Origin of the sequence: Vibrio sp. 1151_11, assembly GCF_029478525.1 — a bacterium.
Lineage (GTDB): Bacteria > Pseudomonadota > Gammaproteobacteria > Enterobacterales > Vibrionaceae > Vibrio > Vibrio anguillarum.
This window is the reverse complement of the sequence record NZ_SHMN01000009.1, coordinates 37433-62796: the sequence shown is the minus strand read 5'-3', so window position 1 is coordinate 62796 and position 25364 is coordinate 37433. Positions and strand designations below refer to the sequence as shown.

The 25364-nt window shown below is 45.6% G+C and carries 20 protein-coding genes; 13 read left to right on the top strand and 7 right to left on the bottom strand.

Going from position 1 to position 25364, the window contains the following annotated elements:
• Position 1: 1 nt before the first annotated feature.
• Positions 2 to 1660, bottom strand: coding sequence for an ATPase RavA domain-containing protein (locus EXZ60_RS08775; protein WP_013867938.1), 1659 nt, complete (start codon positions 1658 to 1660; stop codon positions 2 to 4).
• A 277-nt stretch (positions 1661 to 1937) separates the two neighbouring features.
• Here EXZ60_RS08775 and EXZ60_RS08770 point away from each other — a divergent pair, with 277 nt between their 5' ends.
• The 3 genes from EXZ60_RS08770 (at position 1938) to EXZ60_RS08760 (ending at position 4401) form a co-directional block, all read left to right on the top strand.
• A complete protein-coding gene (locus EXZ60_RS08770; RefSeq protein ID WP_170888525.1) occupies positions 1938 to 2453 on the top strand; it encodes an NUDIX hydrolase in 516 nt (171 codons plus the stop codon).
• A gap of 109 nt (positions 2454 to 2562) precedes the next feature.
• Positions 2563 to 3576, top strand: coding sequence for a low-specificity L-threonine aldolase (gene ltaE / locus EXZ60_RS08765; RefSeq protein WP_094145109.1), 1014 nt, complete (start codon positions 2563 to 2565; stop codon positions 3574 to 3576).
• Between the two features lie 114 nt (positions 3577 to 3690).
• A complete protein-coding gene (locus tag EXZ60_RS08760) occupies positions 3691 to 4401 on the top strand; it encodes a TetR/AcrR family transcriptional regulator (protein WP_013867941.1) in 711 nt (236 codons plus the stop codon).
• A 10-nt stretch (positions 4402 to 4411) separates the two neighbouring features.
• On the opposite strand, the gene EXZ60_RS08755 is transcribed toward EXZ60_RS08760, so the two are convergent.
• Positions 4412 to 5677: a DEAD/DEAH box helicase gene (locus EXZ60_RS08755; protein ID WP_081245245.1), complete on the bottom strand. Its 1266-nt coding sequence runs from the start codon at positions 5675 to 5677 to the stop codon at positions 4412 to 4414.
• Positions 5678 to 6293: 616 nt separating this feature from the next.
• On the opposite strand from EXZ60_RS08755, the gene EXZ60_RS08750 reads away from it, so the two are divergent.
• Together EXZ60_RS08750 and EXZ60_RS08745 are read left to right on the top strand one after the other, a co-directional pair.
• A complete protein-coding gene (locus tag EXZ60_RS08750; protein WP_017047351.1) occupies positions 6294 to 7511 on the top strand; it encodes an aromatic amino acid transport family protein in 1218 nt (405 codons plus the stop codon).
• 187 nt (positions 7512 to 7698) lie between these two features.
• On the top strand, positions 7699 to 9126 hold the full coding sequence (locus tag EXZ60_RS08745; protein WP_170907523.1) for a methyl-accepting chemotaxis protein: 1428 nt from the start codon (positions 7699 to 7701) through the stop codon (positions 9124 to 9126).
• 95 nt (positions 9127 to 9221) lie between these two features.
• Here the strand turns inward: EXZ60_RS08745 and galE are convergent, their stop codons facing one another.
• Positions 9222 to 10238: a UDP-glucose 4-epimerase GalE gene (gene galE, locus EXZ60_RS08740; RefSeq protein ID WP_029189705.1), complete on the bottom strand. Its 1017-nt coding sequence runs from the start codon at positions 10236 to 10238 to the stop codon at positions 9222 to 9224.
• A gap of 209 nt (positions 10239 to 10447) precedes the next feature.
• On the opposite strand from galE, the gene EXZ60_RS08735 reads away from it, so the two are divergent.
• From EXZ60_RS08735 to EXZ60_RS08725, 3 genes are read left to right on the top strand one after another with little or no spacing between them, the layout of a single operon-like run.
• Entirely contained in the window at positions 10448 to 11191 is a 744-nt protein-coding gene (locus tag EXZ60_RS08735; protein WP_222715388.1) for a 5-oxoprolinase subunit PxpA, read from the top strand.
• Positions 11192 to 11244: 53 nt separating this feature from the next.
• Complete coding sequence (locus tag EXZ60_RS08730) at positions 11245 to 11964, top strand: allophanate hydrolase subunit 1 (protein WP_277435565.1); 720 nt, start codon at positions 11245 to 11247, stop codon at positions 11962 to 11964.
• A complete protein-coding gene (locus EXZ60_RS08725) occupies positions 11961 to 12890 on the top strand; it encodes a biotin-dependent carboxyltransferase family protein (protein WP_277435564.1) in 930 nt (309 codons plus the stop codon). Before EXZ60_RS08730 ends, EXZ60_RS08725 begins: the two co-directional genes overlap by 4 nt.
• A gap of 44 nt (positions 12891 to 12934) precedes the next feature.
• Here the strand turns inward: EXZ60_RS08725 and EXZ60_RS08720 are convergent, their stop codons facing one another.
• From EXZ60_RS08720 to EXZ60_RS08710, 3 genes are all read right to left on the bottom strand, one after another.
• Complete coding sequence (locus EXZ60_RS08720) at positions 12935 to 14383, bottom strand: FAD-dependent oxidoreductase (RefSeq protein ID WP_277435563.1); 1449 nt, start codon at positions 14381 to 14383, stop codon at positions 12935 to 12937.
• Between the two features lie 308 nt (positions 14384 to 14691).
• Positions 14692 to 17133: an ABC transporter permease gene (locus tag EXZ60_RS08715; RefSeq protein WP_094123363.1), complete on the bottom strand. Its 2442-nt coding sequence runs from the start codon at positions 17131 to 17133 to the stop codon at positions 14692 to 14694.
• Positions 17133 to 17807, bottom strand: a complete 675-nt coding sequence (locus EXZ60_RS08710; protein WP_013867953.1) for an ABC transporter ATP-binding protein — start codon at positions 17805 to 17807, stop codon at positions 17133 to 17135. The genes EXZ60_RS08715 and EXZ60_RS08710 overlap by 1 nt, the downstream gene beginning before the upstream one ends.
• Here EXZ60_RS08710 and tesA point away from each other — a divergent pair.
• From tesA to EXZ60_RS08690, 4 genes are all read left to right on the top strand, one after another.
• A complete protein-coding gene (tesA, locus tag EXZ60_RS08705; protein ID WP_064626273.1) occupies positions 17806 to 18408 on the top strand; it encodes a multifunctional acyl-CoA thioesterase I/protease I/lysophospholipase L1 in 603 nt (200 codons plus the stop codon). The two genes, EXZ60_RS08710 and tesA, sit on opposite strands and share 2 nt — an antisense overlap.
• Positions 18409 to 18489: 81 nt before the next feature.
• The gene (fabV, locus tag EXZ60_RS08700; RefSeq protein ID WP_194567351.1) at positions 18490 to 19689 is read left to right on the top strand and encodes an enoyl-ACP reductase FabV; all 1200 of its coding nucleotides are present in this window, start codon (positions 18490 to 18492) and stop codon (positions 19687 to 19689) included.
• A 200-nt stretch (positions 19690 to 19889) separates the two neighbouring features.
• A complete protein-coding gene (locus EXZ60_RS08695) occupies positions 19890 to 21800 on the top strand; it encodes an EAL domain-containing protein (RefSeq protein ID WP_277435562.1) in 1911 nt (636 codons plus the stop codon).
• 87 nt (positions 21801 to 21887) lie between these two features.
• Positions 21888 to 23543, top strand: coding sequence for an ABC-ATPase domain-containing protein (locus tag EXZ60_RS08690; RefSeq protein WP_129533009.1), 1656 nt, complete (start codon positions 21888 to 21890; stop codon positions 23541 to 23543).
• A gap of 166 nt (positions 23544 to 23709) precedes the next feature.
• Here the strand turns inward: EXZ60_RS08690 and EXZ60_RS08685 are convergent, their stop codons facing one another.
• Complete coding sequence (locus EXZ60_RS08685; protein WP_017048307.1) at positions 23710 to 24372, bottom strand: DNA-J related domain-containing protein; 663 nt, start codon at positions 24370 to 24372, stop codon at positions 23710 to 23712.
• Between the two features lie 267 nt (positions 24373 to 24639).
• Between EXZ60_RS08685 and EXZ60_RS08680 the strand changes: the two genes are divergently transcribed.
• Positions 24640 to 25308 (top strand): DUF2238 domain-containing protein, encoded by a 669-nt coding sequence (locus EXZ60_RS08680; protein ID WP_194663697.1) that lies wholly within the window; start codon positions 24640 to 24642, stop codon positions 25306 to 25308.
• The last annotated feature ends 56 nt before the right edge of the window (positions 25309 to 25364 follow it).

Genomic DNA, 25364 nt, shown 5'->3' with positions numbered 1-25364 from the left:
CTTACGCAAAAAACTGGTTTAGGTTTTTAAAACGAAGCACCGTTTTTTCGCATTCGGTATGAGTCGATTCAAGTAATTGCTGCAGATGCTGCAGCGTCGCTTCCATAGCGGTGGGCAGCTCCGGATCAATGAAGTTATGCGGCAAAGCGCCGTGAAACTTAGAACGCACTTTACGCAAATGGTGTTCGGCATGTTGCAACTGTGCAACGGCTTGATCCGCTTTCGTAAGCCACTCTTGATAAAGACTTTCGTCTAAACCTTGCTCAGTCACCAAACTCACCAACACCGAGCGATTAGCAATATCTTTCAGAACGAGGTTATTACCAGCATCTAAATCAAACCTTAAACGGCACAAATTGGTATTTTGATTCACATAACCATACACATCGCCATGCCCCTCTTTGATCGTTCTTTCAAGCTCGCTTTTAGGCACATAAACCCAGCGGCTATCGCCTTTTTCGGCCTCAGAGACGGACATATTGCTTTGCAGCAATACCAATTTGACCAAGTCATGAGCGGTGCCTACCTGATAGGTTTTTGCCGATTTGGTATCAAACTGATGCACTTGCTTTTTAATCAAACCGGATGATGTTTCCAGCGAGAGCAACATGCCAAATTCAGACTCTAGCTCTTCTTGAATCTCAGCCAGCTCTTCACGACACACTACGATTTGATGTTCAACTTCTTGTTGGTCAAAAGCATGTTTCAACGCAAAGTCGCGTATAACGCGGCGCACAATATCGCGAGAATCGGGGCTATTCCAAAGACAATCTTGCAGCAGCAGTAAATCAAGCGGGTTGATTGAGTCGCGGCCATTAAAAAACGCACTCGCTTTGAGCAGCTTCACCGCTTTTTTCCAACGGCGGTCTGAAACGTACATATCAATACTTGCCGCAGCGGGCTGGTTTTCAACGGCATGCTCTAGCATGTTTTTCAGCTCAAATAACTTTTCAAACACGTCATCTGTCAACAGTAAATCGTCAAGTTGTCGCTGCCATGAGTGGTACTCTTCATCGGTAATCGCAAGCCCTTCAGGGATGCGCGCTTCTTGTGGCGTACCGACAGTCAGCATCGATTTGAAATTCTGCTTATTTTGAATACGGTTGACAAACACACGCACTAACATGCGATCGTACAAGGCGTCTAAACCACTCTCTTCATCCGGTAATTCGTTCGATGCCGAAACCAGAAGACGCATTGGTACACGTTCAATATCGCTCCCATTTTTGAAGGTCTTTTCATTCACTACCGTTAATAAGGTGTTCAAAATGGCGGGGCCTGCTTTCCAAATTTCATCAAGAAAAACCACTTGTGCGGTAGGAAGATAGCCTTTGGTTAGGCGAACATAGCGCCCATTATCTTTTAATTCTTGAATGCTTAATGGACCAAATACCTCTTCTGGTGTTGAGAAACGCGTCATGAGGTATTCAAAATAACTGCTGTTATCGAAGGCTTGGATCAGACGTTTCGCAATCAAACTTTTTGCAATGCCAGGAGGGCCGAGTAGGAAAACACTTTCCCCCGCTAAAGCAGCCAGTAGACAAAGTTTGATGGTGTCTTCACGCTCATAAACACCATCCGATAAAGCCTTAGCAAGCTTATTTATGCGCTCTGAAAGTAGCGCTTTTTGCGCATGAGATGCAGGAGTAAAATTGATCACTTAAGCGCTCCAAATGGTTTGTACACATAACTTTATACGACTGTTATTGTTTTGTTACAAATAGATTTTAGTATAAGCGCCCACTTATAGCAGATCTATTTTCTGTGAAATTCTTCGAAATCAATGTTTGCATATATGAGACTGACATCACTGATTGTGCAAGCAATATTGATACTTAGGTTATCGTTTTACTTTGTCTTAGCCACAGATTCTCGGTAAGGTTGAACCCTTATCACCATATCAGTCATTGGCTAGCCACAATTAAAGAAGAGTTTGCATGAGCAAAACCATACATACATGGAAAACCATTTCATTAGTGCAAGAGGATGTCACCCTTCCTACCGGCAAAAGCATTGAGCACACCACCATCGTCCATCCGGGCGCGGCCGTGATTTTGCCGATCACAGAACAAGGCGATATTATTCTGATTAATCAGTTTCGCCCCTCACTCAAAAAGTGGTTGTTAGAGCTCCCAGCAGGCACTTTAGAAAAGGGGGAGCTTCCAGCCGAATGCGCGCACCGTGAGCTTGAAGAAGAGACAGGATATAGCGCAAGTGAGCTGATCACTTTAGGGCAAGTCACACCATTAGCTGGATTTTGTGACGAAATACAGCACCTGTTTGTCGCTAAACAGTTGAGCAGAACTGCACGATTATCATGCGACGATGATGAAGTCATTGAGGTGGTGACGCTTTCGATCCAGGAATTGGAGCAAAAAATCATCACTGGGCAAATCACAGATTCAAAAACCATTGCCTGCCTAAGTAAGGCGAAGCTGTGTGGCTATCTATAAAATACTTAGCCATCAATAAAGGGCTTAGCTATCAATAAAGTACAAGCACAGGTAAGAATTGAAGTGAAAAAGCTTCTAGCAAAAATAGAAAAACGCATGAGGAGATTATATGGATTTTCGATCAGATACCGTTACTAAACCCACCGCCGCGATGCGTGAAGCAATGGCTAATGCCGACGTGGGTGATGATGTGTATGGCGATGACCCAACCGTCAACGCCTTAGAAGAGTGGGCCGCGCAGCGACACGGTTTTGAAGCGGCGCTATTTACCACGTCAGGCACACAAGCCAACCTGCTGGGTTTAATGTCACATTGTGAGCGTGGTGATGAGTACCTGTGTGGCCAACAAGCGCACAACTACAAATATGAAGCGGGTGGCGCCGCGGTTCTTGGCTCTATTCAGCCGCAGCCAATCGAAAATAACCCTGATGGCACGTTAGACTTCGATAAACTGCGCGCGGCCATTAAACCTGATGATGCCCACTTTGCTCGCACGCGACTACTTAGCCTTGAAAACACCATCAATGGCAAAGTTCTACCACTCGCCTATTTAGCGCAAGCGCGAGCGTTTGTTGATCAACACCATTTGGCACTGCATTTAGATGGCGCGCGCGTATACAACGCCGCTGTAGCGCTGGATGTGGATGTTAAAGAGATTGCGCAATACTTTGACTCAATGACGGTCTGTTTATCTAAAGGGCTTTCAGCTCCTATCGGCTCACTGCTGTTGGGTTCAAAAACCTACATTGCCAAGGCTCGACGTTTAAGAAAAATGCTCGGTGGCGGCATGCGTCAAGCAGGCATTTTGGCCGCAGCAGGCCATCTTGCATTGACTGAACAAGTCACTCAGCTGAAGACTGATCACGACAATGCCCAATATTTAGCGCGCAAATTAGCGGACTTAAACGGGTTTTCCGTCAATCCAGATTTAGTGCAAACCAACATCGTATTTGCCAAATTAGCCGACTCTATCGATATCCATACAATTACCAATCAGTTGGCGCAAGATGGAATAAAAGTTTCGCCAGGCAATCCGGTACGTTTTGTGACCCATAAAGACGTCTCACGCGATGATATTGATTTTCTAATCAGCAAACTCTCCCTTTATCTCAGATCCAATTAACATTGTGCAGTCATAACCTTATCATCGGTTATGACTGCCAAAGCGTTTTTTCCGTGAAACTGCCTCTCAAATCTGGTACAACTGCGCTCGTTAAAAAATGAGACGAGTTAAAAAATGACCAAAAGACAAGGCCGCCGAAGTGCCACTGATGCCCAAAAAACCAAAAGAGACATTCTAGTGGTCGCTGCGGATCTGTTTTGCGAGCTAGGTTATGCACGAGTGTCATTACGAACGATCAGCGAAAAAGCTGGGGTTTCGCACAGTTTGCTGCGTCATCATTTCGGTAGTAAAGAGCAAATATGGCGCAGTATCAGCGATGGTCTCCATCTTTATATGGAGAATTATTTACGTCATATATTAAAAGAGATCCCAGCCAACACCCCCGCCAACGTGCAGTTGTATTTGTTCATTGTACGGCTGCTCGCGCATATGCTGACCGTCAAACAGCCGATTCAACTGATCGCCGATGCGGTAAGGCAAGAAGATGCTCTGTTTGATTATTTTATCGACAGTGCAGGTGAAATTGAGCAGCTCGTCGAACAACTTGCCGAGCAATACAACCGTGAATTTTCAGCCACACCAATAAAGGTGTGGGAGATAAAATGGCAGATGATCATGTATGCGCACGGCGCGGCGAGCCTCACGCCATTTTTAAAAGAAACATGGTCAGATGAAACTCAAGATGTGAACCAATGCTTACTAAAACATTGGCAACTCTTTAATGACTTGATGATCGCCAAGTTCCATATCGACGAAGCTCAGACGCTCTGTCCGAACTCCATCAATGAGTTGCTGTATGATATTGAATGTGACTGGGCCAGATAAAGCGGGCGCTTTATCGCTTACCTCTACCTGCATGGATGTTTAGTTTTGCTTTCATCTTTCTTTTTTCCGCTGAACGGCTAGGTTTACGACTGCTACGCTCAGTCGGTAAGGCTTCCAACAAACTCGGCTCAAACCCTTTTAACCACTCTTGTGGCAGGCGTTGATTGAGTAAGGCCTCTATCGCTTCAAGCAGATACTCTTCATCTCGGCTCATCAAAGAGACCGCGAAGCCCGTTAGTCCGGCCCGGCCTGTGCGACCAATCCGGTGCACGTAATCTTCCGCTTTATAGGGCATGTCGTAGTTAACCACTTGCTCAAGTTGCTGAATGTCAATACCACGAGCTGCAACATCGGTGGCGATCAACGCTCTAACTTTACCTGATTTAAAATCATCCAATGCTTTTTGGCGCGCCCCTTGGCTTTTATCGCCATTGATCGAGGCCGCTTTGATGCCGTCCAATTTCAGTTCTTTGGCTAGCTCATCGCTGCCTTGTTTGGTTCTGGTAAATACCAAGACTTGCTGCCAATTACGTGAACCAATTAGATAAGCTAATAACTCACTTTTACGTTTTTTATCCACTGGATAAACGATCTGTTTTACAGTATCAGCGGTCGCATTGGCTGGTGAAATTTGCACGCCGACAGGGTCGCGCATCATTTTGTGTGCTAATGCTTTGATTTTGTCATCAAAGGTGGCCGAGAAAAACAGCGTTTGGCGTTCATCATTCATGCGTTTCAAAATACGTTGGATATCAGGCAAAAAACCCATATCGAGCATGCGATCGGCTTCATCCAGCACCAACACTTCGGTTTGCGTCAGGATAATGTTGCGCACAAACAGATGGTCAATTAACCGCCCAGGCGTCGCAATTAAAATATCCGCACCGCCACGTAAATTACGTGTTTGCACTTGCATGCTGGTTCCACCGTACGCGGTGACGATCTTCAATGTAGTGCTTTGTGCATAAGCACTTAAGCTATCAAAAACTTGTTGAGCCAGCTCACGAGTCGGAACCAAAACAAGCGCGCGCACAACTTTACTATTGGTTTCTCGCTCGGCTTGGTTATCAAGAAAACGTTGCAAAATAGGTAAACCGAAAGCTGCCGTTTTGCCGGTACCCGTTTGCGCCCCAGCCATGACATCTTTACCAGCCAAAACATGCGGGATAGCTTGAGATTGAACATCCGTCGGTTGTTCAAAACCTAAAGATTGCAGAGCGCTAACTAATGTGGTTGAAAGTCCTAAACGTTGGAATGGGTGCACAGTATCAGACATTGCAGCTTACCTATTGGAAATCAGGGCGCGGATTGTAACAAAGCGCAAGGTAATCGCCTATTCAAAATCAGCGGAAATCAACAGTGTTAGGGAATTGATACATGAGGGGGGAATGTAAGGAGCATAGCCAGCATAGCCAGCATAGGCTGCTGGCTGGTACTATTCTGCGCTCTGTTCAGAGCATTCATGAGATACAGAGTCATAATCGGATAAATCAAATCCGATCTCCATGGCGTCGAGCCACTCTAAACACTCATCGTTTTTATATTGGTCACTCATTAATCGACCTCCTTTGATATTTACTGAGACGGAATTATCACGTCGCAAGATCCTTTTTAAATGATTTATATGACAGTTTTTTGAAAGCGAATGGTCAAATTAATCATCAGCACAATATCTATCACAGCGAAACGATTTCGACCACTCTTATTTAGCCGCCACCTTGAGATGTAAACAAAAAAATACATTCATGGATTTTTATTTTTACAAAGCTGTTGAAAATGAATCCGAAGTTCTACAATATAGCCCAAAATAAGTGGATTAATGGTCAACACCCCGTTGTATTCATATATATCACTCCCTGAAACACAACATAACGTATAAAGAACTTTACACCATGACTCAATCAAAGATTTTCGGCAGTACTTTGATCATCGCAGGGACCACTATCGGTGCAGGCATGCTAGCTCTACCGCTCGCTTCTGCAGGTATCGGCTTTGGCACATCATTACTGATTATGATCGCCCTCTGGGCATTAATGGCTTTCACTGCATTGTTAATGGTTGAAATCCATCAATATGCAGACAAAGACGCCACCTTACATACATTGGCTAAACAGATCTTAGGGCAAAAAGGAAAATGGGTAGCGAGCTTTGCTATGCTATTTTTGTTCTATTCGCTTTGTGCAGCTTACATTGCCGGTGGCGGCGCACAATTCACTCATCGCCTGACAGAGTTTGCTGGCATTGAGATCAGCAATCCGCTGGGCACCTTGCTTTTTACTTTACTGGTTGCACTTGTGGTGACGATCGGCACCAGCACGGTTGATAAAGTGAACCGCCTGCTGTTTGCCGGTAAAATGGTCGCGATGATTATAGTGCTCTCATTTCTTGCACCTAATGTTTCTCAGTCATACTTGCTTAGTATGCCACTTGAGCAAGGCTTAATCGTTGCTGCAATTCCCGTCATTTTCACCTCATTCGGTTTCCATGGCAGTATTCCGGCGATTGTGAATTACTTAGATGGCGACACCCCTTCGCTGCGCAAAGCCATCTTAATTGGTTCTGCTATCCCGTTGATTATTTACATTTTTTGGCAGATCGTCACGTTAGGTGTCGTTAGCCAACCTCAGCTGGTTGAGAATTCCGGCCTGAGTGCGCTAATTGTGACATTAGGGCAAACCGTTCATCAATCCAATTTAAGCAGCATTATTGGCGTGTTTGCCGACCTTGCACTTTTGACGTCATTTTTAGGCGTAAGCTTGGGCTTGTTTGAATTCATGGGCGATACGATTAAGAAAAAGAACATTCCATTGCACCGTATGGCTGCCTCCGTCATCACCTATCTGCCACCATTAGTCTTTGCGCTATTTTACCCTCAAGGCTTTATTATGGCGCTCGGTTACGCGGCTATTGCGTTGACTATTTTGGCCATATTCTTACCGATTGTGATGGTGATTAAAGTGCGTTCAAACCAAGTATTCCAACCGCAGGGTGGAACACAATATCAAGTCAGAGGCGGCAAACTGGCTCTGACCATGACAGCAACCATTGGTTTGATGATCGTCACTTCGCAAATCTTTATTAGCCTTGGTGTACTACCCGCTCTGGGTTAATCAATTAAAGTTAATTGTGGGGAGAGTAATATTACTCTCCCCACTTTTTTTAACCTAAAATAAGATCAAAGTCTCAATCTTGATATTTAAGTCAACATTCATTTCATAAAATTCTGCACGAACACATACATTTAGCCTTAGTATATTTATAAAATTTACTATTACTTTTTTGCATATCGGAGCAGCAATGAAAGAAGTTCAGTTCAGGACGATTGACCGCGTGTTCATTAAAATGTCAATTAATGACAAGATGTGGGTGATCTTCGCTTTATTCCTCACCGCTTTAAGCTTTGTCGCAGGAAATCGCTATGTTGATTCACTGGCCCAGATAGAAGCGCAATCGAAGTTGGCCGTTGAGTACAAACTGCAAGGTCTGCTTGCCAGCGGCGCAGATCCACAAACCCTTTCAGCGGTTGAAACTCGCCATTCTTTAGCCGCAACTAGTTATCAAAAAGGGGTGATTACCGCCACAGTAAAACACAGCGATGGCAAAGTTTACGCGCTAACAGAGAATCTCTCTTATCTTGAAAAAGACGCTCGGCGATCGGCACTCTCGACTTTTCTGTTGAGCTATTTGTGGGCAATCCCTTTTGCTATTTTCCTCTATTGGGTCGCTACTTTTATTGGCGGTGCATTGTGGGTGCTGTACACAACAACCTTGAAAATTTCAAAGGGTGATTTAACTTCACGATTAGGTTTTCATCCCGGTCGCGATGAGTTTGGCACCATTGGCTGCGCGCTCGATAACGCCATGGACACCTTGACCGAACTGGTAGTTTCAGTAAAACAAAACGCCACCACTCTCGGTGAAACATCCAGCTCTTTTGCCCATGAGATGAAAGAGAGCGAGCAACAAATCAGTAGCCAATACGCTTCCTTGGATTCCGTCGCCACGGCCATGGAAGAGATGACGGCCTCGGCGCAAGAAGTGTCGACCATTTCCCAACAAGCCAATCAGCAAGCCGAGCAAGATTCAAAACAAGCGGAAGAGAGCTCACAGCTAGTTCAGCAAGCGATTAATGAAATTTCCCAGTTGTCAAAATTCATTGAACAAGCCTCTCATTCGGTTTCAACATTGAATGAAAATACGGCGCAGATTAACGATGTGATCACCACCATCAATGCCATTTCGCAACAGACGAACTTATTGGCACTGAACGCTGCAATAGAAGCGGCACGTGCTGGTGAACAAGGGCGCGGTTTTGCCGTGGTAGCCGATGAAGTTCGCACCTTAGCTAGCCGCACGCAAGCGGCTACTGTTGAAATTCAATCCATGATTGAGAAGCTGCAAACCGAAAGTCAAGATATCGCACGCATTACTGAGCAAACGGTTAGTCAAGCTCAAACCAGTAGTGATTTAGTCGCTAACATCGGCAATAACGTCAATCAAATTGCTGAATCAGCAAAAATGATCAATGACATGAGTATTCAAATTTCAACTTCAGCCGAAGAGCAAAGCGCCGTTGCTAATGATATTGCTGCTGAGCTGAGCGATATTCGTACACAATCCAATGCGATTCGCAGTGTTGCGCAAACCTCATCGCAAGGTGTCGCTAGCCTTGCAAACGCTTCGCGCAACCTTGGTGAAATTTTAAGCCGTTATCGGACCAACTGATCATTGGATTGCTTGAGTAACCAAGTCAGATCAAAATAGCCAGTCATTTGACTGGCTATTTATTTCATTCATCGCAGAGAAGTTGAAGCAAGAGCTTAAGACTCAGGATAACCTTGTGGATTATTTGACTGCCAACGCCACGTATCTTGTGTCATCGCTTCTAGGCTGCGAGTCGCTTTCCAGCCTAGATCCGCCATCGCTTTGCTTGGGTCTGCCCAACACTCCGCAATATCACCAGCGCGGCGTTCAACCAATTGGTACGGCACGCTTTTACCTGACGCTTGTTCAAACGCTTTCACCATCTCTAGTACACTGTAGCCATTTCCTGTGCCTAGGTTATAAATGTGCAAGCCTGCTTGTTGGCCTACTTTTTCCAGCGCAGCAATATGACCATCGGCTAGGTCCATTACGTGAATATAATCGCGAACCCCTGTGCCGTCTTTAGTGGGGTAATCACTGCCAAAAACAGAGAGAAATGCTCTTCGACCCACGGCCACTTGCGAGACAAAAGGCATTAGGTTGTTCGGAATACCTTGTGGATCTTCACCTAACTCGCCTGATGGGTGTGAACCTACAGGGTTAAAATAGCGCAGCAGTGTAATGCTCCAATCTGGGTTGGCTTTATGGAAATCGGCCAAGCACTCTTCAACCATTAACTTACTACGGCCATAAGGGTTGGTCGCGCTGGTTGGGAAATCTTCGGTAATAGGCACTGAGGCTGGGTCACCGTATACGGTTGCAGATGAACTAAAAACAAGTGCCTTCACGCCAGCTTCACGCATGGCCGCCACCAGTACCAATGTGCCATTCACATTGTTATCGTAATATTCCAATGGCTTTTCTACTGACTCACCGACTGCTTTTAAGCCTGCGAAATGGATCACCGCTTGAATATTTTGCGCTTTCATCACTTCAACCAGTTGTGCTTGGTTGCGTACATCACCATGGACGAACAGCGGCTTCACACCGGACACTTTTTCGATGCGCTCTAAAACCGATGCTTTACTATTGTATAAGTTGTCAAAAATTACGGGTGTCATACCGGCGTGGATCATTTGAATGCAGGTATGGCTGCCGATATACCCCATCCCGCCTGTCACTAATACTTTCATTGTTTTTACCTTCTGACATTGGTTGTGCAAGTTTAACGACTTTCAACCTAAACTTCACTTATAAATCAATCTTGCTTTAATGTTTGTCTATCAGGCCAATTCGCTCTCTTTCGGCCCATACTTATCGCCAAACAATGAATCGGATCACTGTATATTGCCTTTGATTACGGCAAGTTACTCAACATGGACACTCAAGGATGATGCAACCCGTGACAAAAAGAACAATCACTCTCAATTGTGACATGGGCGAGAGCTTCGGTGCATGGCAAATGGGCGCTGATGAGTTGGTGATGCCTTGGATTGACATGGCCAATATTGCGTGTGGCTTTCATGCCTCTGACCCACACGTGATGAGCCGAACGATTGAGCTGGCGATTCAATTTGATGTAATGATTGGCGCTCACCCGGGTTACCCCGATTTGCAAGGTTTTGGTCGCCGTTCAATGAGTTTTAGCGAAGAAGAGATATGCGAGTTACTGATTTACCAGATTGGCGCACTCAAGGCATTATGTGAGAGCAAAAATGCCGAGATAAGCTACGTTAAACCTCATGGGGCTTTATATAACGATATGATGCGTGACAAATCTGTCTTTCGCGCAGTGGTCGATGCAGTTTCTTGCTTCAATGTGCCCTTGATGATCTTAGCTTCAGGCAATAACCAAGATTACCTTGATATCGCCGATATTTATGACGTGCCATTGCTGTTTGAAGCCTTTGCCGACCGGACTTATCTCGCTAATGGTATGCTCACTCCAAGAAGCCAAGCCAATGCAGTGCTGACTAATGAAGAGGCGATCATCAATCAAATTAAACAACTGGTTGATTACGGAAAAGTGACCAGTTCGGATGGCTTTGTGATCCCTATCGAAGCCGATACAATTTGCGTGCATGGCGATAACCCGGCGGCGATTGAATTGATAGAGAAAATCCGAATTTGTCTACGAGAGCGTTGAACCATTACTCGTGTATCTCCTAGCAGCCACAACGTCATCACAAGGAGTGTTAAGTGCCATTGAACTACAGCATTGAACCCGTTGCGGAATGCAGTCTCTTACTGCGTTTTAACCATTCGCCATCGGCCGATCTCTCACTCGATATCGGACAAATTGCGCAACAGATCATGGTGCAGTTTTCTGCTTACCTGATGAATGTCACCCCTTCTTACACTACCATTTTGATCGATTACCTTCCTTATCGTATAAGTCAAAGGGAGCTAGAGCAGCAATTGATCACAGCGATCGCGGCCTTATCTTTAACTGTGGAAGCCACCCACAATTTGGTTGAGCTTGGCGCTTACTACGATGAAAGTGTCGGCCCAGATTTGAAGCGCTACCATGCGCTTGGTTTATCCACGCAACAAGTGATCGCGCTGCACACTCAAACGGTCTACACCGTTTGTGCCGTCGGTTTTGCACCAGGCTTTGCCTTTATGGCTGAAGTAGATGAACAATTACGCTTACCGCGCCATGCCACCCCACGCCTTAGTGTGGCCAAAGGCAGCGTCGCGATTGCAGAACAGCAAACGGCCGTCTATCCGAACAACTCTCCCGGAGGATGGAATATCATCGCCAATTGCCCCCGTGCGCTCTTTTCTCCTCATCAAACACCAATGACGCCTTTTTCGATTGGAACTAAAGTGAAGTTTACAGCGATGAATCGCGAGGAATTTTTATCATTAGGAGGTGAAATACCTCAATTAGCCGCGCAGTGGGAGCACCATTCATGAGCCCCCTACTACAGGTGATAAAACCCGGTCAACTGAGCTTAATTCAAGATTTTGGCCGCTTTGGTCTCAGTCATATCGGTGTTACTCAATCAGGACCAGTCGATGATTACGCCTACAGTTGGGCCAACCATTTACTGGGTAACCGAGTCAATTTAGCAACGCTTGAAATCACGCTTGGTCAGGCGGAATTTCATGTTGAACACCCATGTATGCTGGCAATTGCAGGTGGTGATTTATCGGCCACGTTAGATGGAAAACTGATTGGTAATTGGCAAAGCTTTAGCGCGCAAGCCGGGCAAACACTGAAATTTAGCCTAGCCAAAAATGGCTTAAGAGCTTATTTGGCCGTGCGCGGAGGGTTCATTGTGCCTCATCATTTAGGTAGTGTTGCCACCGTACCCAAAGAACAGCTTGGTGGGTTAACGCAAAACGGCGTACCACTGCAAGCGGGCGATTCACTGCACTTTAATCCACACGCTATCGATAACAAACCCGTACACATCACTTTTCGTTATAAGCCTGATTATAATCTGCCACTTAAATTACGCATCATTGAAGGCTACCAAGCCCTGCAATTTTCATCGCAGCAACTCGATCGCTTTTATCAAACCAGCTTCACTGTCAGTCAGCATGCCGATCGCATGGGCTATCGTCTTAATGGCGATACGGTTACCCCACCCGCGACACCTATTTTATCGGAAGGAATTGCTTTGGGGGCGATTCAAATCCCGCCAGATGGCCAACCGATCATTTTACTCAACGATCGCCAAACCATCGGCGGTTACCCTAAATTAGGGTGTGTGGCTCGCATTGATCTGCCCCGTTTGGCACAAGCAAAACCGGGGCAAAAAATACGTTTTGTCAAAGGTGATATACAAGGCCTGCAAGAGGTTTGGTGCCAATGGGCGCGTTATTTCGGCTACTAACAACTATCACCTTGCTCCTTTAGAAAACCGCAAGGTGTCACCAATCAAACCATACCGACAATTTTTGCCAATGCTTCAGGATAAGCGCGTGCCTTAGCTAACGCGATGGCTTTCTCTTCCACCAGCTCAAGAGCCAAACTCATGCTGATTGGGTGACGAGCTTCTATCGATTGTAGCAAGTCTTCATCGTTCATTAACTGCCAATGCTGAACAATTTTAGTTGCCGCTTCCAACGCGGATGAACCTTTGACCACTTCGATTCGCGCATAATTATGAGCTTCAAACGTAACATCAGCGGCTCGTAATGTGGCATCTTGGCCGGGAATTTGCTGCGCACCAAACAGTGGCTTACCAGCTACTTGTGCTTGAATATACTGTGGGATGAACTGACTCATGTGGTGTATGGCTCGTTCACTGCGCTCTTGCAGTGCGTCCTGTTGCCAACCGTTCTTAATTTTGCGTTCGAGATAATCAGGCAATACGGGCTGTGATGATCCAGCTTGCGAGGCCACTAACCCATCTTTAAATAACGTGATTCCCTCGGTCATACCATGCAACTGAAATAGACCATCAGCATACGGTGTTAGCTGAGCCATTCCTTGTGGGGTGCCTCTTGGCCCGTGAAAAATCACTTCTGGCCATTGCTGGTCGCATTCTGCCCAACGGGTAACGTAAGCCGCTTTAAATTCCACCAAGCGTTGACGCGGAGCCTTAGCCAAATCATCGACTATTCCCGTTTCATAACCACATGCATTGACTAAATAATCGGCATGAATAACGTGTTCATGCTTTTGAGCATCCAGATAAACGAGCTGCCATTGCTCATCAATAAAATCAGATTTGATTAATTGAGCGTGCGTTAAAACTTGGCAATGAGGCATCGCCGCTAACGCAAGCTCAGCACTGGCCGCCAGCCGAAAAACACTCCAACCGTATTCTTGCACCGCAATGACTGGGTACTTCAACTGATTTAAATCTGCATGTTGAGCAAAAGGGATCACCCAATCATCGAATGATGTCGGTTGATCACTCTGTTGCTGAGTTGCTAATACCTGCAGTGCTTCACGGCTGTAGAGTTTGAAATACTCTTGGGGTTGACCAAGCTGCTGATTACGTGGGTCTTCATCAACCAATTGTTGATAGCTGCGCTGAATAAGCTCTAGCCTTGGTAATAAGGCTTGCGGCTCACCGCCATCACTATGCGGAACAGCAATCACAGTAGGTCGCTTATTCAGCGTGTGGGGGTAGAGCCTGACGGTTTCAATCGACTGCTTAAGTAACTCAAGACACTGCTGCTGCGAAATTTCACGATAGAGGTTACCGCCCGCGTGCAGATGGCAAATCGGCGGCCCATTAACGAGACCAGCGCTTTTTTCCAAAAGCAGCACATTGAGCCCCAGTTCTCCCATATGAACGGCGGCAGTGGCACCAGCCACACCCCCACCAATAATTGCGACACATGGAGAATCTGTATTGAACTTTTTATATGACATAAGATACGAGTACTCTGGAAAACCCGGATGCATTCTAAAGCTTGTAAAGCGTTATTAAAATCACATTTTTCACGTGGTCTTATCTGTTTTACGACTAACAAGCAATACGCATAATCGACAAATAACTTAAAAAATTGCTTGACTCAATAAAGCCAAAACGACGTTTTTTCAACCTTGTGAATAACAAAACTGCGCAACCCAAGGTAACTACGGGGCTAAGCGCAAATAGGCCGTTATCAAGCCGTCGAGTTATCCCAAACTTTATCCACTGTTTTTGTGGATAACTCCGTCTGGGATTATGGATACCGCTAGTTAAACTCTTTATTTATAGGGGTTAACAGCCGCTTAATTAAACTACTCACGACCAGCGATAATGTGCAAAACGTCGCCAAGGGTAGCACCAACCACAGGCTGTAATGCGCCATAGGTTCTAGTTCAAAACCGAACTTCATGACGCTGGCCACCACCGCGTCAGAGCCAAGGCTTGCGACAACTCCGGCAATGAGCGCCATCAAACCGTATTCAGCCCAAATAGTCTGCTCGACGCGGCGCTTGCTGGCCCCTAAAGTGCGGTATAAGCGAATTTCTTGTTGCCTCTGGCTTAAACTTAAACGCAACAGGGTAAAAATCAGTAAAATACCAGCCATCACACCCATTGCAGCCAGTACTGTCACTGACCAGATAATTTGCGTCAGCAAAGTTTGAATTTTATCGCCCATTGCCCGGATATCCATCAAACTGACCGTAGGGTAAGTGCGAGCAAGGGTGGCAAGCAAAGCGTTATCTTGATCTTGCGCTCTGAAACTCACCAGCCACGTGGCAGGGATCTCCTGTAATAGGTCTGGGGTAAAAATGAAATAGAAGTTAGGCTTCATTTCTCGCCACTCGACTTGGCGAATGGAATTTACTTTCGCTTCCACGGTTTGGCTATTGATCACAAACCCCAAACTATCACCCAGTTTCAGCCCCAAATCACGAGCAACGTCCGATTCAACCGAAACGCCACCCTGCTCTGTCCACACTCCTGCCGTCAGTTGGTTATTGCTGGGTAGCGATTCTCCCCAAGTGAAATTGAGCTCTCGCCTCAACGCATCACTCCCCTCTTCACCTTGAGCTTGTTGCTTGGCCTCTATGCCATTAATAGTCGATAAACGCCCTCGGATGATCGGATAGGCTTGCGAACGCACAATGTTGGCGCTGTCTAACGTGTTAAGGTAATCATTAACTTCATTTGGTGAAATGTTGAGTGCAAATGCGTTATGAGAATCGCTGGGTAAGGTTCGCTGCCAATCAGAGAGTAAATCGGTACGCACCAACCAGATGATCGCCAATAACATTAACGATAATCCTAACGCACCAAACTGGACTCCGGTCGTGATTGCCGAACGATTGATTCGGCTGAGCGCTAATTTAAGCGCGGTAGAGAGCGGAAGACGTCCTAAACTACGAGCAACCAAAACACTGACCACAGCAAGCACTGCAAAAAGCGTCACTATCCCAGCCAACACAATCCACACTAAGAGATTATTCCAATAAGCCCACAGCATCGGCACTAACGGAATCAAGATGAGCAACCCATTACGGCGATGATTCGGTTTCGCTCGCTCTGTTTGCATGACATTGAGCGCACTGGTATCTAGCAAATGCAGTAAAGGAATGCCGAGTGCAGGAAAAGCGATCAATACACTCGCCATCAGCGCAATAAAAGCGGGTTTAGCGCCATAACTCGGTAAAGGCGTAGGCAATAAATCCACCAGCGGCACGCGTAATAAAGACTCTAGGCCAATGCCGATCAATACCCCAAGCACCGCAGCAGAAACAAACAAAATCACCACTTGTACGATCAACCATTGGCGGATCCAACGTTTGCTCGCTCCAAGGCTTTTTAACATGGCGATGGTTTTTTGCCGCGTAGAAACATAGTGCTGACAAGTCAGGACTAATGTGGTTGCCGCCATGATGATCACAATCGCTACGGTTAACGACAAATATTGCTCTGTGCGTTCAAAAACCTCATTCGTTCGGCTGGCGCTATTTCGGTCGCGCCAACGATCGCTAGGCGTTAAAGTAACGAGCTGTTTTACTGCTTCAATCTGTCCATCATCACCATTAATGAACACGCTAAATTGCACCCGGCTTCCCAATTGAAGTGCACCAGTACGAGCCACATCGTCTTGGTGGATCAACACCGCTGGCATCTGTTGAAACGGATTAAAGCTGAGTCCCGGCTCCTCAAGGATGCGTCCCGAGACCGTAAAGTCAGCATCGCCCAGTGTGACCTGATCACCAATTTGAACGTCTAATTGCGCAAACACTCGTTCATCTAACCACAGTTGATTCGGCGCAAGGTGCTGAAATGTCGTCACATCATCAGAAAGACGCATTTCACCGCGTAGCGGATAAGCACTATCCACTGCTTTGACAGTGACTAACTGCATACCGCGCTCACTGAATGCCATTGTCGCGTAACGCGTAAGTTGTGAAGACGGCAGTTGCAAGCGCTCGATCTGATCGAGCAATGACGCTGGGGGTGGGTTTGCGGAAACAAACACACTATCGGCAGTGAGTGCGTCTTTACCTTGTTTAACAATCACTTGCTCCATACGCTCAGCTAAGGCAGTCAGCGCAAAAATACAAGCAATGATCAAGGTTAGCGCCACTGAAATAGGCCACAACTGTCCGTGGCGGATTTCACCTAAGCTCCAGCGAATTAATCGTTTATTGAGTGAACGGCTCGACATCTCGCTCATTACCGCTCCTCCAACATACCAGCTTGCATGTGGAAAATACGATCACATTGAGCCGCAAGAGCGGGATCATGGGTAACCAGCACTAAGGTCGTTCCGTGCTGCTTATTTAATTCAAACAATAATGAAACCACTTTTGCCGCGGTTTCTTGATCAAGGTTGCCAGTAGGCTCATCGGCAAACAGCACTTTCGGATTGATCATAAAGGCTCTTGCTAGCGCGACTCGTTGCTGCTCGCCCCCTGAAAGTTGTGCAGGAGAGTGATGCATTCGATGCGATAAACCAACGGCCGTCAACAAGGATTTAGCACGATCTACATCCTCTTTTTCACCTTTTAACAAACAAGGTAGCGTCACGTTCTCTAACGCAGACAAGCTTGGGATCAGCAAAAAGCTTTGAAACACAAAGCCAACCGATTGACTGCGGATCGCCGCGCGTCCTTCATCGTCCAGTTGAGATAATGGCTGGCCCAATAGCTCTACCTCTCCGCGTGTCGGCGTATCAAGCCCAGCCAACAGCGTCATCAGGGTTGATTTCCCCGCACCAGACGTTCCGACTATCGCCACGCTTTCACCACTTTTGATCTCTAGGTTTACCTCTTTTAGGATTGTTAAATGCTCTTGATTGGTAGAGACTGTTTTAGATAATGAATGTGCTCTAATAACGGATGTTTGCATGACTCGACTTCTTTCCTTGATTTGTATTTTATTATTCTCGGCTAGCGCTAGTAGTACCACACTCTTGATATTGGGTGATAGTTTAAGCGCTGGTTACCAAATGCCGATTGAAAACGCTTGGCCTAGCTTGCTACCTAATGCGTTGCAAGCTGAAGGTAAATCAGACATTGATGTCATTAATGCCAGTATTTCTGGCGATACAACGGGCAATGGCCTAGCCCGCTTACCGTCACTACTCACCCTACATACCCCTGATGCGGTGCTTATTGAGCTTGGTGCGAACGACGGATTGCGTGGCTTTCCATCTCAATTGATCAGCAGCAATTTAACCGCCATCATTGGCCAAATAAAAAAAGCAGGCTCAACCCCTCTTTTGATGCAGATTCGCATTCCACCAAACTATGGCAAACGCTACAGCGATGCCTTTTATAGCCTCTATTCTGAGCTTAGCCTCCAACACACTGTGCCGTTACTGCCCTTTTTCTTAGAGCAAGTGATCATTAAACCAGAGTGGATGATGGCTGATGGCTTACATCCGACGGTCGACGCTCAGCCGTGGATCGCCAATTTTGTTGCGCAACATTTAGCAGAGCATCTCTGATTTTAATGCCTCAGCTCAATGAACTTTACCTAGTTTTACGATATTTTTTAGACCATTCCCCTAACCGCAAAGGTACAAACTATGCACATTGAACCTGTGATCAAAGGTGTGGTCGCTCGCTCTGCTCATCCACTCGGATGCGAACAAGCTGTGTTACAACAGATTAATTACGTAAAATCTTGCAGACCGATCACTCACGGGCCAAAACGAGTTCTCATTTTAGGCGCATCGTCAGGCTTTGGGCTCGCCGCCCGCATTGCCCTAACCTTTGGTGGTTCAGAAGCCGATACGATTGGCGTTTCCTTTGAAAAAACGCCATCAGAAAAAGGGGTTGGTAGTGCTGGTTGGTACAACAATCTCTTTTTTAAACAACAGGCCGAGCAAGCGGGTCGAGTCGCCGTCAATATCGATGGGGATGTTTTTTCATCATCAGTACGCGAGCAAGTGATTGAAGCGATAGAGACCTATTTTGAAGGGGAAGTCGATTTAGTCATTTACAGTATCGCCAGCGGCATGAGACCAAAACCCAATTCAGATCAGTATTGGCGCTCCGCCATCAAACCGATTGGTGAGGCCGTTTCTGGTGCGACGATATTACTAGAAAACGATACGTGGGTAGAAACCACCATTGCTCCTGCAAATGACGAAGAGATCGAAAGTACACTGAAAGTGATGGGTGGCGAGGATTGGGAAAACTGGATAGATACGCTGATCAACGCTGAATCGATTGCACAAGGGTGTAAAACCATTGCTTTTTCATACATCGGCCCTCAGATTACTCACCCCATTTATCTTGACGGTACACTGGGACGCGCCAAAATTGATTTGCACCAAACCAGCCACTCTCTCAACCTAAAATTGTCTAACTATGGCGGCGGGGCTTATGCGACTGTTTGTAAAGCTTTAGTCACGAAGGCGAGCGTGTTCATTCCCAATTTAAGCCCTTACATTGTCGCATTGTATAAGGTGATGAAAGAAAAAGAGACGCACGAAGGATGTATCGAGCAGATGCAGCGTCTGTTTAGCGAAAAACTCTCTAGCAAAGGCAAAGTACCCGTTGATGGCGAACGACTGATCCGTATGGATGATTGGGAGCTCAACCCAGATACTCAGCAAAAAGTGGCCGATTTACTGGAGAAAATGGATCAGCACAACTTTAAGCAACTAGGTGACTACAAGGGCTTTAAGCAAGAATTCATGCAGCTCAATGGCTTCGACTTTGATTGTGTTGATTATGCTCAAGAAATTAATATCGACCATTATATCAAGCAAGCCGATTAACTCCTTCCGTATCATTTACGAGACACAGCTAACTATCTCAATGCCCCAATATTTTATTGGGGCTTTTTTTTGTTACATTGGCGGCGCGTTCTTATTCTTAATACCATACTATGGTCATAGGAGCGGATCTTGTCATCGTCAGTCTAGAGCAATGAATGCTCGGCTTTTTTAAGCTTTGTCGTCCAAAGGAATTTGATAATATGTCGAAAATAAAGACACATGAGATGCTCATCCCCTCTTCAATGATGGATGGATGGCAGCGCATTGTGAATTTACTCGCTGAAATTTTAAACGTTCCGAGCGCATTGATCATGCGTGCTAGCCAGCAAAAACTCGAAATATTCTGTAAAAATACCAACGTCGACAACCCCTATCAAACCGGACATAAAGAACCCTTAGGACAAGGTCTGTACTGTGAAACTGTGATGCAAACACAGCAGGAACTATTGGTCCCGAATGCTTTAGCCGATAAAAAATGGATGCATAATCCAGATGCACCACTGGGCATGATTGCCTATTGTGGCATCCCATTAAAGTGGCCGAATGGTGATATATTTGGCACCATTTGCGTACTCGATAACAAGGAGAACCATTTTGGCCCCACCTATCGGCAGTTACTGGAGAGTTTTCGCGATACCATTGAATCCCATCTCACCACCTTATACCAACAAGTAAGACTTCAGCAGCTCAATGATGAGCTTCAGCTTCGCGTCGATAACCGAACACAAGATCTTGCTGATCTCAACTACTCGCTCACGCAAGAAATCGATAAACGCCGCGCCGCAGAACAACAGATTCAATATCAAAAGTGGCATGACGTCAGCACAGGTTTTTTAAATCGCAACGCACTTGAACTGGAGCTCAAAAATAGCCTTTTACAAGCAACAAAGCAGCACACCGAAGTTGCCGCCATTCATATTGGTTTCACTAATGCTCGTCATATTCAATCTCACTTTGGCTACCGAGCATGGGATCAAGTCATCGCTCGATATCGTGAGCGACTAGGCCGCTGCGATAAAATTGAAATATTGACCGCTCGACCCACGTCGACAGATTTAGTCTTGATCGTCAAAACAAAACTATTAGCGCGTCACCTGGAAAAGTTGTGCCATAAATTGGTCGAAATCGGTCATTCTGAATTTAAGCTCGATGACCATAATGTTCATCTTCATTCCTATATTGGTATTGCAACGAGTTTAGACACTGACAATGCTATAGAACTGCTCAAACAAGCTTCTGCTGCCATGGTCTCTTGCAAAGATTCCGGTCATAAGTTTTGCTATCACTCGCAAGTATTCAGTGACTCACTCCGGCAAATCAACCAATTAGAAAGCTACTTATTACGAGCAGTGCGCAACGATGAGCTCATGCTCTATTTTCAACCTAAGGTCTCTCCAACCACTCATCGCTGGACGGGGGCAGAAGCGCTACTACGTTGGCGGCATCCCGTATTGGGCGATATATCCAATGAAACCTTAATTCACATGGCCGAACAAAATGGACTGATTTTTGAAGTGGGTAACTTTGTCCTGCGATCGGCCATTGAAAAAACGAGCCAATGGGCAAAACAGGTCGATAATTTCAAAATGGCTATTAACGTTTCAGCCGTCCAATTGAAAAATGCCCAATTCGCAGACCAAGTTCGTGAGCTACTGAACACCTACCAACTTCCAGCTCGGTACTTAGAGTTGGAAGTAACAGAAAGCTGTTTGATTGCGGATGAAGTGATGGCTCGCAACACACTGCGAATTCTACACCAACTGGGTGTGACGTTGTCACTTGACGATTTCGGCACGGGCTACGCCTCTTTCAGCTATTTGAAAAAATTTCCCTTCGATTGCATAAAAATAGATAAAAGCTTTGTACATCAATTGGATCAAAGTGAGGAAGATAAAGAAATTGTTCGCTCAATCATTCACGTTGCCAAAAAATTAAAGCTGAAAGTGATCCTCGAAGGGATTGAAAATCAAAGCCAAGAAGACTTTATCATCAGTGAAGGGTGTGAGTTTGGCCAAGGCTATTTCTATGGTAAACCGATGCCTTGTGACGAGTTTGAGGCTGGGCTACTGAACCAAAATTATGCACACCCTATCGAGACAAAGGTTTTGTAGGATAAAGGAATCCCTTATCATGTCTTTACTCTCAGTGTGGCGGTTCCTATAATCGCCGCCTTTCCTTTCCAAACGAGCGATATCGAGATGGATTTATTAACATCAATTCTCAAAAAGCTAGAAAAACAGAACTACCGCGCCTATCAGCAGATCAAAGGTCAATACGAATTTGGTGATTTCACCTTACATATCGATCATATCCAAGCGGACCCTTACGCTTCTGCATCTCGCTTTCGCGCTACTCGAGCATGGTCTCTGACCGGTCTGGAATGGTTAAAAGAGAAATCACCCGCTTATCAAATGGCCGCAAGAGATTTTATCGCTCGTAGTTTTGCGGAGTTTGCTAAGCAAGAGAACCATATTGCCATCGCATTGACGGGCCAAACGGTGCTTGATAGTACAGCTGTTCTCTTTACGGAGCATGGTATTGAGCTTCGTTTTCGCATCAATTTACCCGCTGAAGGTCGTGACATTCTGGCCAAGAAAGCGCTCAACATCATCACCTTCTACCTGCCAAAATTCATTCGCAGGGCCACCATTGAACGTGAACTGGATAAAGATGCCCTACTTGAGCATTGCGCTGTGATCGAAGATCAAGAAGCAATGCGTGCACAACTGGCACAGCACAATCTGGTTGCTTTTGTGGCCAATGGCAGCGTATTACCTCGCTTGGCAGGTAACTGTGATCTGCCGATGAAAGACGCCGTTACTTTCCAAGCCCCCACATCGCTAGAAGTCGAGCTTGAGACACCAAACCAAGGCAAAATTAAAGGACTCGGCATCCCCAAAGGTATAACCCTTATCGTCGGCGGTGGTTTTCACGGTAAATCGACTTTGTTAACGGCGATTGAGCGTTCAATTTACAACCATATTCCCGGTGATGGCCGTGAGCGAATTGTTACGGATCATCAAGCCATGAAAATTCGCGCTGAAGATGGCCGTTGCGTACATAATTTAAATTTGTCCAACTACATCAATCACCTACCTATGGGTAAAGAAACCTCCGATTTCAGCACTCAAGATGCGTCCGGTTCAACATCGCAAGCAGCGTGGTTACAAGAATCCATTGAATCTGGCGCTAGTACATTACTAATTGATGAAGATACTTCCGCCACCAACTTCATGATCCGTGATGAGCGTATGCAAGCGCTGGTTAGTAAAGGTGATGAGCCCATTACACCATTGGTTGATCGTATTGGGCAACTTCGCGATGATTTGGATATCTCAACGCTGATCGTCATGGGGGGATCCGGTGATTACTTAGATGTCGCCGATACTGTCATCCAGATGCATGACTACCACGCTGTTGATGTGACTAACAAAGCTAAAGAAGTCATCAAACAGCACCCAACTGCTCGTCACAACGAATGTGAAACGCCACTGGCTATTTTCCCAGAACGCGCTGTGAATCGCACTGCGCTGCAAAAATTACTGGTTGATGGTAAATTCCGAGTCTCTGCCAAAGGCGTTGATTCGCTTCGCTTTGGCAAAGAATTTACGGATTTAAATGCGTTAGAACAATTGGAGTCACCTTCTGAAGTCAATGCGATTGGCTGGGCTTGGTTCCAGTTTGCGCAGACTCCGGGGTGGTCAGCGCAACCAAGCAAAGAGATGATGGCTTTATTAGCAGGAACATGGCACCAAAATATGCCAAACCACGGTGATTTGGCGAAACCGCGTGTCATCGATGTGATGGCGGCGTTGAACCGTATGCGCAAGTCGCAATTTAAAAACCACCAGTAAAGATTAACTCCCGTACAACAAAAGCAAAAAGAAGCGAGAGATCGCTTCTTTTTTACTTCAGTACCTTATTGCTTCAGTACATTACAGGTAGTTAGCTTAGGTATGCCTTACAGTGCCAGTTGACCTTATTCGGCGAACATCTTGTCTAGAGTTTAAGGTTTGGACTTTAACTATTTTGCCGCAAAATATTCCATGCTTCACACAACACTCTAAATGTTTCAGCATTGCCATTGTCTCTATCTGGATGCCACTTTAGTGCCAACTTGCGCCATGTTTTTCGGATTTCAATTTGCGTCGCTTCCGCTGGTAATTTAAACAACCTCAATGCTTGAAGACGATTCATATTAAGGTTACTCGTTCCACCCATTGCTTTACGGTAACGAGTCCAGAATTCGTTCAACAAGCGGCGCACTTCTCCTTCATCAGCCTCATAATTTTTCCACTGAGTGTAATAATCACGCAATGGATCATCTGGGTCGATTTCGCAACTAACGGCACGATGCGCAGGCATTAGTACAATGTCCATTGCTGATACTTGTAACCACTTTTCAGGGTAAAGCGTCTCTTGAAGCTGATAGAGCGCGTTCATGATCAAAAAATTACGCTTAAAGAGGTCTTTTTCAGGTGCGCTATCAAGTACAGGCATGAATCCCTGTTCACTTAAATGTGCCGCTAACGTATGGACTTTCCAACCGGAAGGCTGTTTACGCAACACCTCCAACATTGGCCAAAGCAGCGGATTTTCCATGTAAGATTGAAACTGAGCGGTAAGTTCTAAGCTTTCAGACATACTTTCGGGCCTACTTTGGGACATAGTCTCGACGTTCATATTAAGGTTCTCTTTTCATTCAAATCCAATATCGCTTTTTTGTCGAGTTTCTTACCGCATATTATCTTGGCTTTTTGAACTAGAGTCCGTTTATCACACGCACTATCTATCAATAGATAAAAAGAGAAAGATCGAGTTGTTGCATGCTCTTCTCCACTTTACGGATCTCTTTGCCAAGACAATGCGAAAATCAATCACAAAACGAAGCTAGATACACACATCTCAAACACAAATTTCTACGTCTATAAGATACAGAATTCAACAAAATTGAACATCGTGCAAAATAGTGGCACTATCCATCGGTATTTGGTGATAGGAAAAAACATGTCTCTCAACTTCTCACGCACGCTTTTATTTTTGACGGCGATCTACGGTGTACTCTTTCTATTTTCAGCGATCGCGCCAGTTTCTCGTGCTGTCTGGTTAGCAGAAATCATCCCTGCGCTAGGGATCTTAGCACTCGTCTATTGGGCTTCAACAAAACTACGCTTTAGCTCAACGGCTTATATTCTGATGTTTGTGTGGCTTAGTTTGCATACCATTGGGGCTAAATATACATTTGCAGATGTTCCGTTTGCTTGGTTCAACGAACTGATCGGATCATCTCGTAATAATTTTGATCGCGTCGCTCATTTCTCAATTGGCCTTTATGCCTACCCTATCGCTGAATATTTAATTAGAAAGCAGCACTGTAAACCGCTAATTGCCTCATTGTTCGGGCTTTTCTCTATCATGAGTATCGCAGCAGGTTACGAAATTATTGAATGGTGGTATGCCTCAATCGCGGGAGGTGATGAGGGAATCGCTTTTCTGGGTTCACAAGGCGACATTTGGGACGCACAAAAAGACATGTTATGCGATACCCTTGGGGCAATGACGGCACTTTGCCTATTATGGTTTAGGTCAAAATCAAACATTCCTTACAGTGAAGTATGAAATGCCTCTAATTTTTGGAACTAAGGTAAATATTACCGAGAGCAAGTTTTGATTAG